This window comes from Pedobacter caeni (assembly GCF_900129215.1).
Lineage (GTDB): Bacteria > Bacteroidota > Bacteroidia > Sphingobacteriales > Sphingobacteriaceae > Pedobacter > Pedobacter caeni.
Map to the genome: position 1 here is coordinate 335,023 of NZ_FQUQ01000007.1, position 17,129 is coordinate 352,151.

General features: G+C 43.0%; 11 protein-coding genes. 7 read left to right on the plus strand and 4 right to left on the minus strand.

Annotated elements, in window-relative coordinates; translation table 11 throughout:
- Positions 1–35: 35 nt before the first annotated feature.
- Genes BUC20_RS30385 through BUC20_RS30405 form a run of 5 tightly spaced genes read left to right on the plus strand, consistent with a single transcriptional unit; the run spans position 36 to position 8,792 of the window.
- Complete coding sequence (locus BUC20_RS30385; RefSeq protein ID WP_073237535.1) at positions 36–3,536, plus strand: SusC/RagA family TonB-linked outer membrane protein; 3,501 nt, start codon at positions 36–38, stop codon at positions 3,534–3,536.
- 26 nt (positions 3,537–3,562) lie between these two features.
- The gene (locus BUC20_RS30390) at positions 3,563–5,158 is read left to right on the plus strand and encodes a SusD/RagB family nutrient-binding outer membrane lipoprotein (protein ID WP_073237538.1); all 1,596 of its coding nucleotides are present in this window, start codon (positions 3,563–3,565) and stop codon (positions 5,156–5,158) included.
- A gap of 17 nt (positions 5,159–5,175) precedes the next feature.
- Complete coding sequence (locus BUC20_RS30395) at positions 5,176–6,186, plus strand: glycosyl hydrolase family 18 protein (protein WP_159441182.1); 1,011 nt, start codon at positions 5,176–5,178, stop codon at positions 6,184–6,186.
- A 48-nt stretch (positions 6,187–6,234) separates the two neighbouring features.
- On the plus strand, positions 6,235–7,578 hold the full coding sequence (locus BUC20_RS30400) for a glycosyl hydrolase family 18 protein (RefSeq protein WP_073237543.1): 1,344 nt from the start codon (positions 6,235–6,237) through the stop codon (positions 7,576–7,578).
- Positions 7,579–7,580: 2 nt separating this feature from the next.
- On the plus strand, positions 7,581–8,792 hold the full coding sequence (locus BUC20_RS30405) for a DUF5009 domain-containing protein (RefSeq protein ID WP_073237546.1): 1,212 nt from the start codon (positions 7,581–7,583) through the stop codon (positions 8,790–8,792).
- Here the strand turns inward: BUC20_RS30405 and BUC20_RS30410 are convergent, their stop codons facing one another.
- A complete protein-coding gene (locus BUC20_RS30410) occupies positions 8,793–9,374 on the minus strand; it encodes an RNA polymerase sigma factor (protein WP_073237549.1) in 582 nt (193 codons plus the stop codon).
- A 77-nt stretch (positions 9,375–9,451) separates the two neighbouring features.
- On the opposite strand from BUC20_RS30410, the gene BUC20_RS30415 reads away from it, so the two are divergent.
- Positions 9,452–10,015: a thiamine pyrophosphokinase gene (locus BUC20_RS30415; RefSeq protein ID WP_073237552.1), complete on the plus strand. Its 564-nt coding sequence runs from the start codon at positions 9,452–9,454 to the stop codon at positions 10,013–10,015.
- Positions 10,012–10,506, plus strand: a complete 495-nt coding sequence (locus tag BUC20_RS30420) for a GNAT family N-acetyltransferase (RefSeq protein WP_073237553.1) — start codon at positions 10,012–10,014, stop codon at positions 10,504–10,506. Before BUC20_RS30415 ends, BUC20_RS30420 begins: the two co-directional genes overlap by 4 nt.
- 3 nt (positions 10,507–10,509) lie before the next feature.
- On the opposite strand, the gene BUC20_RS30425 is transcribed toward BUC20_RS30420, so the two are convergent.
- The 3 genes from BUC20_RS30425 to BUC20_RS30435 all read right to left on the minus strand — a co-directional run bounded on the left by BUC20_RS30425 (position 10,510) and on the right by BUC20_RS30435 (position 17,089).
- The gene (locus BUC20_RS30425) at positions 10,510–13,818 is read right to left on the minus strand and encodes a S41 family peptidase (protein ID WP_073237556.1); all 3,309 of its coding nucleotides are present in this window, start codon (positions 13,816–13,818) and stop codon (positions 10,510–10,512) included.
- A 17-nt stretch (positions 13,819–13,835) separates the two neighbouring features.
- Positions 13,836–15,146: a M20/M25/M40 family metallo-hydrolase gene (locus tag BUC20_RS30430; RefSeq protein WP_073237558.1), complete on the minus strand. Its 1,311-nt coding sequence runs from the start codon at positions 15,144–15,146 to the stop codon at positions 13,836–13,838.
- A gap of 116 nt (positions 15,147–15,262) precedes the next feature.
- Entirely contained in the window at positions 15,263–17,089 is a 1,827-nt protein-coding gene (locus tag BUC20_RS30435; RefSeq protein ID WP_073237561.1) for a M61 family metallopeptidase, read from the minus strand.
- Positions 17,090–17,129: the final 40 nt, after the last annotated feature.

Genomic DNA, 17,129 nt, shown 5'->3' on the forward strand with positions numbered 1-17,129 from the left:
AAACAGAATAACCAAACCAAACTAACCAAACCAATATGAAAAAACCCTTACCCTCCTATTATTTTTTTTATGGGCTTCTGTTAAAAACCTGTTTATCCTGTATCCTGATTCTTTCCTTATCAGGATATGCCCAGTCAAAGGATAAGCTATATTCCTTTAACTGGAAAAACACCACAGTCCTCAATGCTTTTAAGCAGATTGAAGGTGAAGCAGGAGTTCATTTTTCTTATAATCCTTTAGACTTAAATATCAATACACGTATTGACCTTAAGATCGAAAAACAAAAGATTGATGAGGTGCTGAATGCCATTGCTAAAAAAGTGAGCATAAAATATCAGATCAACGGGCAGACAATTATGATCCAGTCTTATCAGCCCAGTGTTCCGGTTTCCACTGTTTTTACGTTAACAGGAAAGGTAACCGATGAGAAAAAAACAGGTATCCCGGGTGTTGTTGTGGTCAATACCAGGAACAACAAGACTGTGGCAACCAATGCTGACGGATTGTTTTCTATTCCTGCAGATCAGGGAGATGTAATCCGTTTCAGAATGCTCGGCTTTCAGGAGACTGCAATTGTTGCCAGTGAGCAGCAGAAAAATATAACTATCGTTTTAAAGGAAGCTACCACAGAACTACAGGAAGCAGTGGTGACGGCCTTAGGTATTAAAAGAGAGCAAAAATCTTTGGGATATGCCGTGTCTGAAGTAGATGGAAAGGGGCTTAAAAAAGCCAGAGAGATCAACGTGATCAACTCTTTAGCCGGTAAAGTTCCCGGGCTGATCATTACCGGAACAGCAGGAGGCCCTGCGGGTTCCTCCCGTGTTATTATTCGTGGGAGCACAACTGTGACGGGTAATAACCAACCACTGTATGTGGTGGATGGGGTTCCTATCGATAATTCCAATTATGGGGGCACCGGCTCCGGACAATATGCCGGAGGGCAGGATTTAGGTGATGCCATATCTGCCATCAATCCGGACGATGTCGATAAAATCAGTGTCCTTAAAGGGGCTTCAGCTTCAGCACTATATGGGGCGAGAGCAGCTAACGGAGTAATCCTGATCACGACTAAGAAAGGAATCGGATCTAAAGACCTGGGAATAGAATTTAACAATACCTCTACTATTGAAAGTCAGCTGACCAGCTACGACGGATACCAGTCGCTATACGGTCAGGGAACCAAGCAGCAATTGAATACACTTGCGATACAGGATTACAATACCCTAACCAAAAACTTTGGTGCCCGGATTGATCCCGACTTAACGGTGATCACCGGAACGGGAGAGCGCAGACCCTATGCTTATGTGAAAAATAATATTGATGGTTTTTTCAGAACGGGTTCAACGTTCACCAATACGCTTTCATTTACCAATGCTTCTGAGGTTTCTTCTTTCCGTTTCTCTGCGTCTAACCTGACGAATAAGGACATTATTCCGGCAAGTGGAATGCACCGGAACTCCTTTACCTTCAACGGGAGTTCGAAGTTTGGTTCTAAGATCACTCTGGAAGCCAGGGCTTTTTATATGAATGAAAAAGTGAACAACAGGCCTTCACTGGCTGATGATCCTGCAAATATTGGAAATAGCTTCCTTTCTCTTGCAAATACAGTGGATCAGGCGCGGTTTAAAAACGAATACAAAAATGCTGATGGAAGTTATCTGGACTGGAACAATGGAAATCAGTACCGCCTGAATCCTTATTGGGTCATCAACGAAATGAAAAACAAAACGACAAAAGATCGTTTAATGGGTACATTGCAACTCAATTACAGTATTCTAAGCTGGTTAAACCTACAGGGAAGAGCCTCCGCCGATCAGACGGATCTTGACTTCGAAAAGTATAGTCCCAGAACCACGCCGGGAGCACTTACAGGAACACTGGATCAGACCAAAAGAAAACTGAAAACCATAGAGGCCGACCTCTTGCTTTCTGCCGAAAGACAGGTTACACCTTCTTTAAACTTGTCCGCGCGTCTGGGAAGCAGTATTACCAGGAGCAGGGCTGATGGGAATATCCTGCAGTTTACAAATCAAACGGTGTTGGACGTAGTGAGTCCAACGAGTTATACCTCACAGTCTGTACAGCCTACAGCGTATAGAAAGTCTTTTAATTCCGTGTATGGTATCCTGGCCGCAGGTTATAAAGGTTATCTATATGTGGATGCAACACTCCGGCAAGATGCGTATTCTACTCTTGCCATAGGAAAAAACAGTAAGCTCTATCCTTCATTGAGTGGAAGTTTTGTCTTTACTGAAGCGCTCAAGATGGATAAAAAGATTTTATCATTTGGTAAGATCAGGGCATCCATTGCACAGGTGGCATCAGATACCGATCCTTACCTGACGGATGCTTATTTTGCAACCAGCCCATTGCCGTTTAAAGGGCAAACAATCGGAGGAATTTCAACGAGTATTAAACCGAATGAAGACCTGAAGCCAACAACTACCCGGTCTTATGAATTCGGAACAGAACTCAAGTTTTTTGGACAGAGATTAGGACTTGACCTCACTTATTACAATTCAAAATCAAAAGATCAATTGAATATTGTGCCTGTCCCGCCTTCTTCAGGGTATAAAAATGAGATTAGAAATGCTGGTGTGATCACCAATGAAGGAATAGAAATTGCCCTGAGCGGCACGCCAATCAGTAGCAAAGACTTTACCTGGGACCTGAATTTCAGCTTTGCAAGGAATGTGAACAAAGTAGAATCTCTGGCTCCGGGAACCCCTTTTCTAAGTCTTTCTGATGCACGTTGGATGGGGGTATCCGTAGTTGCACAGCCTGGAGCTTCTTATGGTGCTATTCTGGCCTTTGATTATCAAAAAGATCCTCAGGGAAATATTATCCTTAACCCGATAGACCTTCAACCGATGTTGAGTCCTACCAGACAAATTGTTGGAAAAGGCGTCTTTGACTGGACAGGAGGATTGAGCAGCACATTCAGGTACAAAAACTTTAGTTTAGGAACCATCTTCGACCTGAAGTTTGGTGCCGACCTGTTGTCGCTGACCAACTATTCTGCTGCAGGTGCAGGAAGCCTGAAATCAACATTGGGGGGAAGAGCGGAATGGATCAAATCAGAAGAGGATCGTCAGGCAGCGGGAAAAACCATTCAGGAATGGACCGCATCAGGTATGGTCAGAGGGCTTGTTCCGGTAGGAGTTGTCCAAACCGGAACCAATGCAGATGGAAGTCCGGTATATACCCAAAATACCAAAGCTGTAGATCCTTCGCTCTACTGGGGAAGAATACTTGATGTTTCGAACTCTGTAGCCAGACCTTTTATCTATGATGCTTCTTATGTCAAAATCAGGGAAATCACATTGAATTACCGCCTGCCTTCAACTTTGACTTCCAGATGGGGAGTGAAAGATGTGCAGGTAGGTCTGGTGAGCAGAAATCCATTCATCCTTTACAAAAATGTACCCAATGTGGATCCCGATTCCAATTACAATAATGGAAACGGACAGGGGATAGAATATGGCTCTCTTCCTGGCAGACGAAGCTTTGGTCTTAATTTAAATTTTAGATTTTAACAGGTAAGTATTTAGATAAGATGATAATGAAAAAGATGTTAAAGACATACCTCCTCAACTTATTAACGATTGCTTTGGTATTCAGCTCTTGCAAAAAGTTTGGGGATACAAATATTGACCCAACCAGGTCATCTAACCTGGACCCCTCAGTGCAACTCTCTTTAATCCAGCTGCGGTTTTCCGGAGATCTGAACGTCAATGAGAGAACAACCTTTATGATGACGATGCCATTGGTTCAACACATCTCAGGACCCTACAGCAACCGCTGGGGAGGAATTTATTTCAGGGATCCCAATATCATGGGGGTGCTTTGGGAGGATTCTTACGGAAGTGACCTGGTGAATGCAGTAGACGCAGTAAAAAGAACCACCAACATCCCTGATAAAACAAACCTGAATGCCATTTGCCGCATTATGAAGGTGTATAATTTTGCAAGAATGACAGACTTATATGGTGATCTTCCTTATAGCGAGGCAGGCCTTGGAATTAAAGCAAAATTTGATACTCAGGAAGAAATATACAATAGCTTTTTTCAGGATTTAAAAGCAGCCAGAGCCCAGCTTGATGGATCGAAAGATGTAGTGAAAGGGGATCTGTTTTATGGAGGAGATATCAATGCCTGGAAGAAATTTGCCAGCTCTCTGCATTTACGCCTGGCAATGCGCCTGGTGAAACGTGACCCGGCAAAAGCACAGGCAGAAGCTCAGCAAGCATTTAATGAGGGGGTATTTACCAGCAATGGTGACGTTTGTAAGCTGGATCATGAAGATATCCAGAATCCTTATGAGGATGGAAAAGGAAATATCCGTGGAAATGGGGTCTCTGCTTCTTTCTTTAATGGGGGAGGTATTCCCGGACGTTTCACGACTCCTTTTCTTGATCAGTTGCGGGTAACGAACGATCCGAGAATGAAATACATGGTGAAGTATTACGTGGATATTCCTGGTGGGAATCCGTTAAGCCGAATCGACCTGACGGAACCTCTGGTAGAAAAAGTAGGATATGTGGGGGTGAACCCAGGAAGCTATATCTGGGATGGATATTTATCAAATGTTACTGTAGAAATCCCTGGAAAGGGACCTTATACCGCACTTAACAATGACCAGAAGGCACAACCGGCAAACTTCCTGCTTCGTTTTAATGCGCCTTTCTTACACCTGACCTATTCAGAAGTAGAGCTTTTACTGGCAGAAGCAACTGTTCGCTTTGGCCCCTCATTTGGTGGAACGGCTGCCAGCCATTATGAAAAAGGAGTGACTGCAGCTTTTCAGCAACTGAGCTTTTTCCCCGGGGGGCCAACAGTCCCTGCAAATGAGATCAGCACTTTTATCCAGGGAAATCAGCTGATTGCAGGAAGAGAAATAGAAACCATCAACAAACAAATGTGGATCACATTGTTCCTGAACGGACCTGAGGCCTATGCCAATTGGAGAAGGTCTGGTTTTCCTAACCTGATCCCTGCAGTAGGGGTTTCTGAAACAGGAGAGAGCCTGACCATTCCAAGAAGATTTGAATATCCCTTTACCGAAGAAGAACAGAATAAGGAAAACTTTCAAAAAGTGCTGCCGGCATTAGGTGGCGTAGATAGCTGGACTAAAAGAGTTTGGTGGGATAAGGAATAATGTATAAAAAGAAAATTATGAAGAATATAAAGTTGTTTTTTCAATTGATTTGTTTTTCTCTGATGCTTACCGGCTGTAGCAAAACACCTGTAAAGGCAGCAACCCCTGAGATAAAAAAAGAAGAACCTCAAAAAGAGGATCCCAATCGCTTTAAAGTAATTGGGTACCTGTTTGCAGGTGGTGATTTGCTTGCAGCGTCTGCCAAAATTGATTTGAGTAAAATTACCCACTTAAACATCGCTTTTATTAATCCGGATGCTTCCGGTGTTTTTGCTCCTGTAGCCGGATTGGCAGAACTGGTAAAGAAAGCACACCAGCATCAGGTAAAGGTAATCGCTGCCATTGCCGGTGGTAATCCTCCCCAATACCTGAAGGAAATGTTAAAATCAGACAGAAGGAAAATATTAATTGATGGATTAATGCAGTTGACCAGGACCTATAACCTGGATGGAATAGATGTAGATCTGGAGGGGGATTTTGTAAACGAAAATTATGAAGCCTTTGTGGTCGACTTATCTGCGGCGCTTAAAAAAGAAAGTAAACTGATGACTGCTGCGGTGGCCACATGGAACTCTGCTGCCTATTCTGACAAAGCGATTGTGCTATTCGACCTGATCAATATCATGTCTTATGATCAGACCGGCCCATGGAGGAAAGATAAACCAGGACCACATTCTACTTACGAGGCGGCAGAAATCGATTTTAACCACTGGAACGTATCAAGAGCCATTCCTGCAGAACGACTCATTCTGGGCCTCCCTTTTTATGCTTATGGTTTCGGTACAGATATTCCGGAAAGCCTCACTTATGGAGAAATCGTACTCCGATACCCGGGTGCGGAAAAGCTGGATATCTGGGAATTGCCGGGTAAAGGAACATTTTACTACAATGGCTGGCCTACGATAAAGAAAAAGCTTTCCTATGCTTTACAAAAAAAAGCCGGAGGAGTCATGATCTGGCAACTTTTAGGAGATGCGCAGGGTGACCTTTCTCTGCTGAACTCCATTCACAGAGCGCTAAATAATTAATCAGGATTTAAACACAAATGATGAATTCATCATTAAAGACATAACCATATGGGAAATATAAAATACTTAGTGCTTTCCCTCTTTTTGCTGGCCTGCTTAGCAGGGTGTAAAAAAGGAAAAGAAGCCGATTACGATGATAATTTTCATCCCAGAATTATAGACAACAACGGGGTGTTTACCAGTCCGAACAGGATCATTTTTCAAGGACAATCAGCGATATATTCAGGGCTGGCTTTCTCTCCTAAACCAATCGAGAAAACAAAGATCTCCTGGAAAGTGGATAATAAAGAAGTATCCACTGATACCGCTTTTACTTTTGTTCCTCAGGCTGGAGGAGAGTATGAAATTAAAGTTGAAGCGACCTATAATGGGCAGACCTCTACCCGCATCTCAAAAGTGCTGGTGAGCCCCTCCAGTTATACCCCCAAAACTTTTACGAATGTGGCAGTAGCCTACCTGACAGAAAATGGGACTGCTGCCAGCGTAGATTATGCATCGGTAACACATGTCGTTTATACCGGAGCAAGGGTAACACCTACAGGAGCAGTTGATTTTTCTAAAGGGAATCAGGCTCAGAACCTCGATGAACAAGTAGCCAGAGCCCATATCAATAAAGTACCATTGTTATTAGGGATTACAGGAACACTGTCGGGAGTAGATGGCTGGTCACTTTACAATAGCGTTGATTTTGGTTCGGTCATTAGTGATCCGGCAAAAAGAGCTACGTTGGCAACAACTGTTTCCCAATATGTGATTGACCATAAAATAGATGGAATAGATATCCTCATGACGGATCTTGGAAATGACGATGGGGCAGTAACGACAAAAAACATGCAGGCAATAGGTCCATTCTTAAGCTTGCTTCGCGCAGCTTTGCCTACACAACTGCTAACCGTTTCCGTGACAACGAACTATTTGCATTGGGATTATCCGGTAGCAGATTTCTCTAAAGCAGACTGGCTCAATGTCCATGCTTATGAAGATGGAGTTCATGTCGGTCCTGATGCGCCAAGAGGACAGCCATCCGGTTTTGATTTTATGGTGGCAGGTGCCGATATCTGGAAGAATAAAGTCCCTAAATCTAAAATAGTAATTGGAATTCCTGCATTTGGATTACGCTTCAATGAGATCAACGCAGCCGGGAATAACCTGGGATGGGGCTCCTACGATTATATGCCTTTTAAAGATATTATGGCCGCAGATCCAAATGCCTTTAACAAAGAGATGGCGGAGATCAAATTTGGTGTATATTACAATGGCATTCCATTAGTGGATAAAAAAACTGCTTACATCAAAGCGAACGGCTTTAAAGGTGCTTACCTCTATGCCGGCGACTATGATGTAAAGGGGGCAAACTCTTTAATGGCTGCCATTTATAAAACACTAAATTAAGGATGAGCACTATCCCATTAAACACTACCCCGTTAAAAGATTCAACACCGCGGCTGGTTGCCATTGATGCGTTAAGAGCAGTAGTGATGGTGCTCATGATTTTTGTGAACGACCTTTGGACCCTGACAGGGGTGCCATCCTGGCTGGAACATGCACCGGGAGATGCAAACTATATGGGACTTGCCGATGTGGTGTTCCCTGCGTTTCTATTCATCGTAGGGCTGTCTGTACCTTATGCCATCCAAAGCAGAAGGAAAAAGGGAGATACAGATCTGCAACTCTTTTTTCATATTTCCTCCAGGACAATTGCCCTTCTGGTGATGGGTTTCTTTCATGTGAACATGGAAAGTTACAGTGAAACGGCAAGCCTGAGCAAGCCGGTATGGCAGATTCTGGTGACCATAGGTTTTTTCCTGATCTGGTTGGATTATACCTCCTATAAACCTGCTTTAAGTAAAGCTTTGAAAGCAATAGGCGTACTTTTACTGGTAGGAATGGCCATTTTGTTCGAGAGCGATGAAGCTAACGGAATCCTGGCAATGAAGGTGCAGTGGTGGGGAATCTTAGGGCTCATCGGATGGGCGTATTTTATTTCCAGCTGTGTTTTTCTGTTTTCCTCCGGGAAGCTGACTTTACAGATCGGAGCCTTTGTGTTTTTCCTGTTGTTTAGTGTGGCCAATAACCTGGGATGGCTGGACTTTCTTAATGGCATACGCCCGTATATCTGGATCGCCGGTGATGGATCGATGCCCGCATTACCACTCGCAGGAATCATTACCGCATTACTTTACCGACAGTATGGAAGCAAAAACTCCAGGTTCTGGATCAGTATCCTTGTCTTCAGCGCAGTGTTATTGCTTTTTGGTTTACTGAGCAGTCCGGTTTGGGGAATCTCAAAAATCCGGGCCACACCATCCTGGACGAGCATCTGTGCCGGAATCACGGCCCTTACTTTTGCGCTGATGGTGTACCTGACGGAGATCCTGAATCAACGGAAATGGTATCTGCCCATAAAGGCTGCGGGAACAAGTACACTGACGTGTTACCTTTTACCTTATATTCACTATGCATTACTGACTTTACTGAGTATTCCTCAATTGCCGGCCTTCTTCAGGACAGGAGAGGTCGGGCTGCTGAAGTCTTTGATTTATGCCCTGATTATCGTGATGATTACCGGGCTATTGGAAAAAAGAAAGATCAGGTTAAAAATTTAATTAAAAGAAAGGCCAGATAAAAAGAAGATTTTCACGCAAAGCGCTGATGGCATTATGGAGGGTATTGTATACCGTTCTTTCCGTCAGCAGCGTTTTGTGTGCAATGTCTTTAAAAGACAGGCATTCAAAATAACGCATCAGAATAATCTCCTTCTGCCTTGGGCTTAACTTTTCGAGGGCATATTTAAGCCTCTTTTTAAGGTATTCATCTTCCTGACTGGCAATTAAGATGGATTCATAAGATTTTACGGTAAGTATCTCTTCGCTCAGCTCTTCCAATGGCAATTTATGATCCGGATCATTGTTAAATGATTTTTGATGCGTCTTATAGATGATCCGCTTATAAATGGTAAAAACATACTGCTGAATATTGCCAACATCGGTCAGTTTCTCCCGGATCGTCCAGAGTTCTATAAACAGGTTCTGGATGCTCTCTTTAATCAGTTCAGGGTCCCGGTATAAGGAGAGTCCAAAACGGTATAAATCATCATAAAAAAGGTTGAAACAGGTGTACAGGCCTTGTTTTTCCCCCTCCACTAATAGCTTCCAGTTCTTTATGATACTGCGGCGATGATCATCCATACATGAGTAATGCTTTATCTGGAAAGGGCGGTTTGAATTAGACGAAAATAAGAAAAAAAATAAGATATATTTGCCTTATGTCATCACATCATATCATTAGAGAAAAACAGGAGCCAGCGTTATATATTCATCATTTAGGTGCTTTTAATGAAGAATATCTGGGACAACTACTGGAGTGGAGCCCGACTTTAATTGTCAACGCAGCGCTTTATGAAAAATTGATCAGCCTTGGTCTGAAAGTCGATGTTGTGGTCAATGCCACAGGACAGGATTTTTTTCAGGAGAATACCAAAGTAATTCAGGCCTCAACAAATGAACTGGATGCAGTTCTTGATTACCTGATCGCGGAGAAATACCCTGCAGTCAATGTCATTGATGAAAAAAGCAACCTGAGAGAACTGGGAAGTTATATTTCCGAAATTAATATTGTGGTATTCACAGAAACGGAAAAAGCATATGCCATTAAGTCCGGGTTTAGCATTTGGAAACCTAAAGGCAGCATCTTTCACATCGAGGTGGTCTCTTATTTTGAAACAAGTAACCTGAAGCAAGATGAAAATGGTGATTTTAGTGTAATTAATGATGGCTTTGTAACGTTTAATTTTACAACACCTTATTTGTTTATCAGCGAAAAGCTATGATCCTGCTTAGAAAAGGAAAAGAAAAAGACCTCCCTGTGATTCAGGAAATTGCCAGAATTACCTGGGGCCCTGCTTATGGTGCAATTATCGGCCAGGAGCAGATCGATTATATGTTGGAAAAGATGTATAATAAAGGGGTTTTACTGGACCAGCTTCTGGAAGGTTATGTATTCCTGATCGCAGAAATCAGTGCTAAAGATGTAGGTTTCGCATCTTACTCTGTTACAGATCCTATCAATAAAATCTATAAGTTGCATAAACTTTATGTGCTGCCCGAATGCCATGGAAAGGGAGTAGGAAAATTCCTGATCAACGAGGTTCTTGATAAAATCAAGGCTGCGGGTGGATTAAGGCTGGAATTAAACGTTAACCGGGAAAATAAGGCTAAAGATTTTTATGAAAGCGCGGGCTTTACCATAAAAGAAACCGTTAACCTTGATATCGGCAACGGTTTCTTTATGAATGATTATGTGATGCAAAAGATCATCTGAGGATTAATGCCCTCTGATCGGATCTTTAGGTCTTGCAACATTTGGATATTTATAAGTCTTCATTTCTTCCTGAAGCTGTTGAACAGTGCGCTCTAGCTGAGGATCTCTTCCTTCCAACAGGTCTTTTGGTGTTTGTTCTACAAAGATGTCAGGAGCAACACCTTCATTTTCAATGATCCATTTTCCATTGGTATCATAAACTCCAAAGTTTGGAGAAGTAATACTTCCTCCGTCGATCAGACTTGGATAGCCACTGATCCCCACCAGGATGCCCATTGTAGTGCGGCCCACAAGTTTACCGAGTCCTTTATTTTTGAACATATAAGGCATCATGTCACCTCCTGAACCCGCATTCTCATTGATCAGCATGGCTTTCGGACCAAAAATTCCGTTTCCGGGCGTCGTAAAGCTCTTTCCATCTCTGATGGCCCAATAGCTGATCAGTTCGCGGCTCAACAGGTCGATTACATAATCTGCAACCCAACCGCCACCGTTGTTCCTTTCGTCCATCAGAAGGGCCTTTTTATCCATCTGAGAGAAGTAATAACGGTTGAAAGAGGTGTAACCTTCAGATCCGGTATTTGGCATGTATACATACGCAATTTGTCCGTTACTCAGCTTATCTACCCTTTTGCGGTTGTTCTCTACCCAATCCGTTTTTCGCAATTCCATTTCCTGTGCGACATTAATCGGCACTACGACCACTTCTCTTGCACCATCAAGGCTTGGTTTGCTGTTGATCTTGATCGCCACCTGTTTACCTGCTTTGAAATCAAAAAGACTATAGATAGATGTCTTTGCGGTTAAAGGGATACCTTCAATAGCAACAATGTAATCTCCTTCTTTGATGTTCAATCCAGGTTCTGCCAGCGGGGCTTTAAAACCAGGGTTCCAGTCAAGGCGGGTAAAGATTTTACCAATCTTATAATAGCCATTCTCTACTTCATAATCTGCACCTAACATCCCCACACCCACGGCAGTCGCAGCAGGTTCATCTCCAGGATAGATATAGTTGTGTCCAACCACCATCTCTCCCATCATTTCATTAAACAGATAGGAAAGGTCAGAACGATGGTTTACATAAGGCAGGAATTTTTCATACTTTACTTTCATTGCCGGCCAGTCTGTGCCATGCATGTTTTCTACATAGAACAGGTCTTTTTCCATTTTCCAGACCTCGTCAAACATTTGTTTCCACTCGGCTGCAGGATCGATCAATACTTTAATACCATCCAGCTTTACCTTGCCGGTCTCTGATGTTGCCGGTTTTTTAGCAGCATCCACAATGTAATAGTTTCCTCTTGAACTGTACATCATAGATTTTCCATCGGCGCTGACGCTTAAACTATTGATTCCGTTGACTAAGCTGGTGGTCTCCATTTTTTTCAGGTCGAGAGTACCAAGTTCACCGTTTCTGAAATAAAGTACCTGTCCTTCCACACTTCCATCCAGGCCTTGAATACCACCGGCCGGGATTGGCAATGAAATGATCCGGTTATTCAAGTCAGCAAGGTCGATCTCAATAGATTTCTTTTCGGCTGCGGCAGGGGCCTCCTTACTTTTATCTTCTTTTCCTTTTTTGTCTTTTTTAGGTTCTTCTTTCTTCTTCTCCTCATCGGGCTTTACCGTTTCTTCATCACTTTCCGTTTTATATAAGGAAGGTGTCTTTTTAGAAAGAATTAAAGCATAGGCGTTGTAATTTACCGGGCGTTGATAGGCTGACATATGCAGGCCGCTATTGGTAAGCCCTACATCTGTACTTGCGGTAAAGAACAGGTATTTACCATCACGGCTAAAACTTGGTGAGTTTACGTCACTCATTCCGTCCGTAATCTGGGTATGACTGGCCTTCTCTACATTGTAAAGAAATGCTGCACTTACTGAATTCGGTAGCGTAGCTACATAAGAAATCCACTTGGAATCCGGAGACCAGGCAGGTTGTAATGCACTAAAACTTCTGCTAGGGCTTGAACCCAATTTATCGGCTTTCACCAACACTGGTTTCCGGTCATTAATGTCGATGTAAAAAAGATTCAGGTGGGTATCACCGTAGGCAATTTTCTTGCTGTCCGGCGACCAGATCGGCTGATAATAAAAAGGCGTATTTCCTAAAGAAATATAGATCGGAGCTTCTTTCGTTACCTGATTCAGCAGGACCAATTGATAACTGCCATTTTTATCAGAAAGATAAGAGATGTATTTTCCATCCGGAGACCAGGCAGGGAATTTCTCGAAACTGCCCGGCGAGTTGGAAAGATTTCTTGCATCCCCCTTTTCTTTGGGTACAGAAAAGATTTCTCCGCGACTCTCAAACAATGCTCTTACTCCTTTTGGGGAGATTTCCGTGCTACCAATAGAGTTGGCCATATCAATATAGCGCGGGCGCTTATAAGGTACATCTGCCTGGATATTGATAGAAATGGATTTCACTTTATTGTTGGCGGTTTCCAATAGATGGGCTTTCCCGGCCTGTTCAAAAGCCAGTGCTCCCTGACCAGCAGTTAACGTTCTGATGTCATAATCCTTAAAGTCGGTCAGTTTCTCTGTTTTTTTGCTGGAAACATCATAGCTGAACAGGTTCATGGTCAGGTCTCTGTCTGAAAGGAAATAAACTTTATTTCCGAGCCATTGTGGCTTCACATTGTTAGAGCCGGGACCAGGAATGATTTCTGTGTGGTTTGTTTTGGTATCGAAGATCCAGACTTGTGGCATCCCTCCACCACGGTAACGCTTAAAAGCAACACGGGCACGCTCAGTAGGATCTGTATTTTTAATATATGCCCAATAGCGTCCATCTGCTGAAGGACTTCCCTGAACAGCTTCAGGCATTGGCAAGGGTTGTTCGGCAGTGCCATCCACATTTACCTTATGGAGTCTGGGACTTAGCGCAAAACGAAAATCACGACTGGAGGTAAAGTATACCTGATTATTTCCAATCCATCCCCTCAGGATGTCCTCACTAGGGTGAAAGGTAACCCTTTTTGGAGCTCCTCCTTCGATTGGGACCACATATATATCTGTATTTCCATCATAATTTCCGGTAAATGCAATCTGCTTCCCATCGGGAGAGAACAGCGGGTTCTGTTCTACTGCAGGATTTACGGTCAGTCTTCTTGGATTGCTCCCGTCTTTGCCGGAGATCCAGATGTCGCCGCCATATACAAAAGCAAGGTGGTTTGCACTTACTGCAGGGCTGCGGATTAAAAGTGTTTCTTGTTGTGCGCTGGCTGAAAAACCAACACCCACGGTCATGCAGACCGATAAGGCGGCAGCTGCAAGGAAGGTTAGTTTGTTAGGTTTAGTAAAAGTCATAAAGGGGGAAATTATAATTAATTGCTCAATTTAGGAATCCTGGTAGGCGTATCTATACCTTTGATAATGCTGATGGCACTTTTAGCGATTCCTTTTATGGTAGAAAGAATATTGTCCGTATCAAGGGTTTCGTATTCGTCTTTTACGGTATGGTAGAACTTATCACTGTCGATCTGATCGGTGCTGATCGTATGTGCCGGAACACCAAGTGCTGCTAAAGTGGCATTGTCACTTCTGTAGAAAAGGTTTTGCTGTGGATAAGGATCAGGATGGAAAGTGAATTCTGTGCCTTGCAGGTTTTTCTGTAAGATCTTTCCAAAATCGGATTTGTCAAACCCGGTGATAAAGGCTGTATTCTTTCCGAATTTGCTGTCCTTTCCAATCATTTCAATATTGAACATCGCAACTACCTCATCAGGGTTGAGCTTTTGTGAAAAATGTTTTGCACCAAAACCTCCGATTTCCTCAGCAGTAAAGGCCACAAAGATTAAAGTGCGTTCGTTGTTGTTCAGCTTTTTGTAATATTTGGCCAGGGCGATCATCGCGGTTGTTCCCGAAGCATCGTCGTCTGCACCATTAGCGATACTGTCTTGTCCATCGCCACCTTTGATGATGCCTAAATGGTCATAATGACCCGAAAATACGACCAGTTCTTTGGCTTTTGATTTTCCCGGAATCACACCTGCAACATTAAATAAGGAAAGCTTTTCCAGCTTGCTTTTTACTTCTACTTTAAAGTCATTTGCAACGGTCTCTTCTCCCATAACCAATACCAATGCGGAAGCAGGTTCATTGATCTTCTTTTCATCAACCTCAGCACCATCAGCCAGGTAATCTTTAATCCTTTTAAATACATCTGCGAATTTCGGATCTACCAGGACCAGTTGTTTTTTGTTCTCTTTACTCAATGCCCTGATTTGACCCATGAATGGTTTCTCAGGATCAAGCTTTACCCATCCATCGCCATTTGTTTTATCAAAAGAAAGGTCCTCTTTGGTATTGCCATAAACCACAACATTGGCTCCCGGGATTTCTTTTCCATCAATGCTCACTTTAGCGCTGATGGGTTTTAGTTTTTGTTGAAAGAACGATTGTCTGAATGTATTTCCTTCCAATGGTTTTAAGCCAATGCTTTTGAACTCTGCTTCAATGAAACTAGCTGCTTTATCTATTCCCGGGGAGAAAGTTGCGCGGCCCTGCATTTCATCACTGCTCAGGGTTTTGATCAACCGGTCTACATAAGCTTTGGTAATGATTTTATCAATATTCTGTGCCCATGTCTGCTGGGCAAGGAACAATGCGAATAAAGTGTAAATGGTTTTTTTCATGGAATATAATTGTTTTTTTATTGAATTTTTTGTTCTTTTTATTGATGTTCAATGGTGCTCAGGGAGTTCGAAAGCTCAGTTTAAAGGTGCTCAGGAATCCATATTTCGGGTGCTGATTATTTAATTTTAGAATCCAGCCATTGAGCCCTAAAGGTAACCATCGCAGGGCTAAGTTCCGAACCTGTTTTTTCAATAGGAACAACTTCCAGATAAGGGCTTTCAGCAAGTGTAAGTTTGCAGGATTGCTGCATCCCCCGATGTGAATACTGTACCGTGACGATGGTACCCGGCTGATATTTGTTCATGATTTCCCCTAATCCCTTCTGGTCTTTAACGGGGGTATCATCAATGCTGAGTAAGACATCTCCAATATCCAGTCCGGCAACGTAAGCAGGGCTACCGATGGAGGTATTGCCTGCAATTGTTGCTTTTCCATCGGTAAACTGTAATCTGCCAAACCCTGTCCAGACTTTTCCCGGACTGGCATTCCTGACCACAAAACCTGCGGGAAGCAGGAGCTTTTGATAGTTATTTTTTTCGACTCCATAAATGTACTTTCTGAAAAACTCAGCTGCAAAATTTTTATTGGTTAATGTGGCTAACACGGCTTCCAGATCAGGAACGGTATACGCAATCTCAGGTTTTCCATGAGCTTTCCATAAGGCACGCATATAATCATCGAGGCTAAGCTTAAATTCTGCCCTGAGTTGTAAGTCCAGTCCCAAAGCAATGGATGCGCCATAAGTGTAATAGGAAGTAAAGATGTTTGGCTTATTGGTCTGGTCTATGGCTACACCGGCATCAGCAAATACAGCGTAGCGACTGGCCTGTATTGGACTATAAAACTTTGCTCCCGGGGTATTCAGGGCTGTGTTTACTAGTCCTGTATAGGTTTGGGCAGCCTGTTCCAGGGTTCTGAAGCCGGCTCGTTTTAAAGCAAGTTCTCCATAATACTGGGTGAAGCCTTCTGCAATCCACAGCTCATCACTGATGTTGGAATGAGAGAAATCAAAGGGCTCCAATGTCTTCGGCCTCAACCGTTCAACATTCCAGGCATGGAAAAATTCATGGGAGAAAGTCCCCAGTAAATCAGTTTCATTCCCTGCTATCTTGTCTGTTCGCTCTACAATAGAAGTAGAATTCCGGTGTTCCATTCCATCTCCTGCATTTTCGGGGTGAACATCCTGTAGGAAATAGTAATTGCCATAATCAAAAGTGGGGTATTCGCCCCAGATGGCCTGTTGTTCCTCTACTACCTTTTTTACCATGAGGCCATAGCCGTTAATCACTTCCTGAGGATCATTGGAATGCGTAACCAGATGGATGGTTTGTGTTTTACCATCCGGATTCTTTGCCGGCCAGCTGGTGGTTTTATAATCGGAAATTTCTGTTGAGCTATCCATGAAATACTGGAGGTTGGCCGCATAGTATTTACCATTGCCTATTGGTTTTAATTGAGTGGCCACTTTCCATTCCTTTCTTTCCGGGTACTTGAATTGTACCGTTCTTGGGCGGCTGTCCATTCCTACAGGCCAGGCAAAAGTGGCCGGAATGTTCATGTGGGCATGTGTCTCATCAAATCCGGCATAAGTTCCATCTATCCAGTTTCCATATAAGGTATAGCTCAGTTTCACAAATTTTCCCGGTTGCTCAACAACATATACATCTCCTTCCGGCTGCAGTAATTTCAGTAGTTTTCCATTGGCATCAAAAGCACGTACATTGTAGACGTTTTTTCCAAATTCATGAGTAGCATATCTTCCGGGGGAGGATCTGCTCATTTTTACTTTCAAAGGGCCATTGGGAATGGCAGGGATGTTCATAATAATTTCTGCCTCGTGGTGAATGGCATTTGGAAAACTGACTTCGTAACTGATTTCATTTTGTGCATTCGCAGTTAGCGCCAAAAAGCAGAAGCTTAATCCTAGTATGGTTCTTCTCATCGCGGGTATATTTGGTTCTGTGAGCTGGTATATTTGGTTA

What these genes read in the sequence shown, in the direction of transcription:
- BUC20_RS30385 (WP_073237535.1), top strand. Translation starts at nt 36, where the DNA reads ATGAAAAAACCCTTACCCTCCTATTATTTTTTTTATGGGCTTCTGTTA.
- BUC20_RS30390 (WP_073237538.1), top strand. Translation starts at nt 3,563, where the DNA reads ATGAAAAAGATGTTAAAGACATACCTCCTCAACTTATTAACGATTGCT.
- BUC20_RS30395 (WP_159441182.1), top strand. Translation starts at nt 5,176, where the DNA reads ATGAAGAATATAAAGTTGTTTTTTCAATTGATTTGTTTTTCTCTGATG.
- BUC20_RS30400 (WP_073237543.1), top strand. Translation starts at nt 6,235, where the DNA reads ATGGGAAATATAAAATACTTAGTGCTTTCCCTCTTTTTGCTGGCCTGC.
- BUC20_RS30405 (WP_073237546.1), top strand. Translation starts at nt 7,581, where the DNA reads ATGAGCACTATCCCATTAAACACTACCCCGTTAAAAGATTCAACACCG.
- BUC20_RS30410 (WP_073237549.1), bottom strand. Translation starts at nt 9,374, where the DNA reads ATGGATGATCATCGCCGCAGTATCATAAAGAACTGGAAGCTATTAGTG.
- BUC20_RS30415 (WP_073237552.1), top strand. Translation starts at nt 9,452, where the DNA reads ATGTCATCACATCATATCATTAGAGAAAAACAGGAGCCAGCGTTATAT.
- BUC20_RS30420 (WP_073237553.1), top strand. Translation starts at nt 10,012, where the DNA reads ATGATCCTGCTTAGAAAAGGAAAAGAAAAAGACCTCCCTGTGATTCAG.
- BUC20_RS30425 (WP_073237556.1), bottom strand. Translation starts at nt 13,818, where the DNA reads ATGACTTTTACTAAACCTAACAAACTAACCTTCCTTGCAGCTGCCGCC.
- BUC20_RS30430 (WP_073237558.1), bottom strand. Translation starts at nt 15,146, where the DNA reads ATGAAAAAAACCATTTACACTTTATTCGCATTGTTCCTTGCCCAGCAG.
- BUC20_RS30435 (WP_073237561.1), bottom strand. Translation starts at nt 17,089, where the DNA reads ATGAGAAGAACCATACTAGGATTAAGCTTCTGCTTTTTGGCGCTAACT.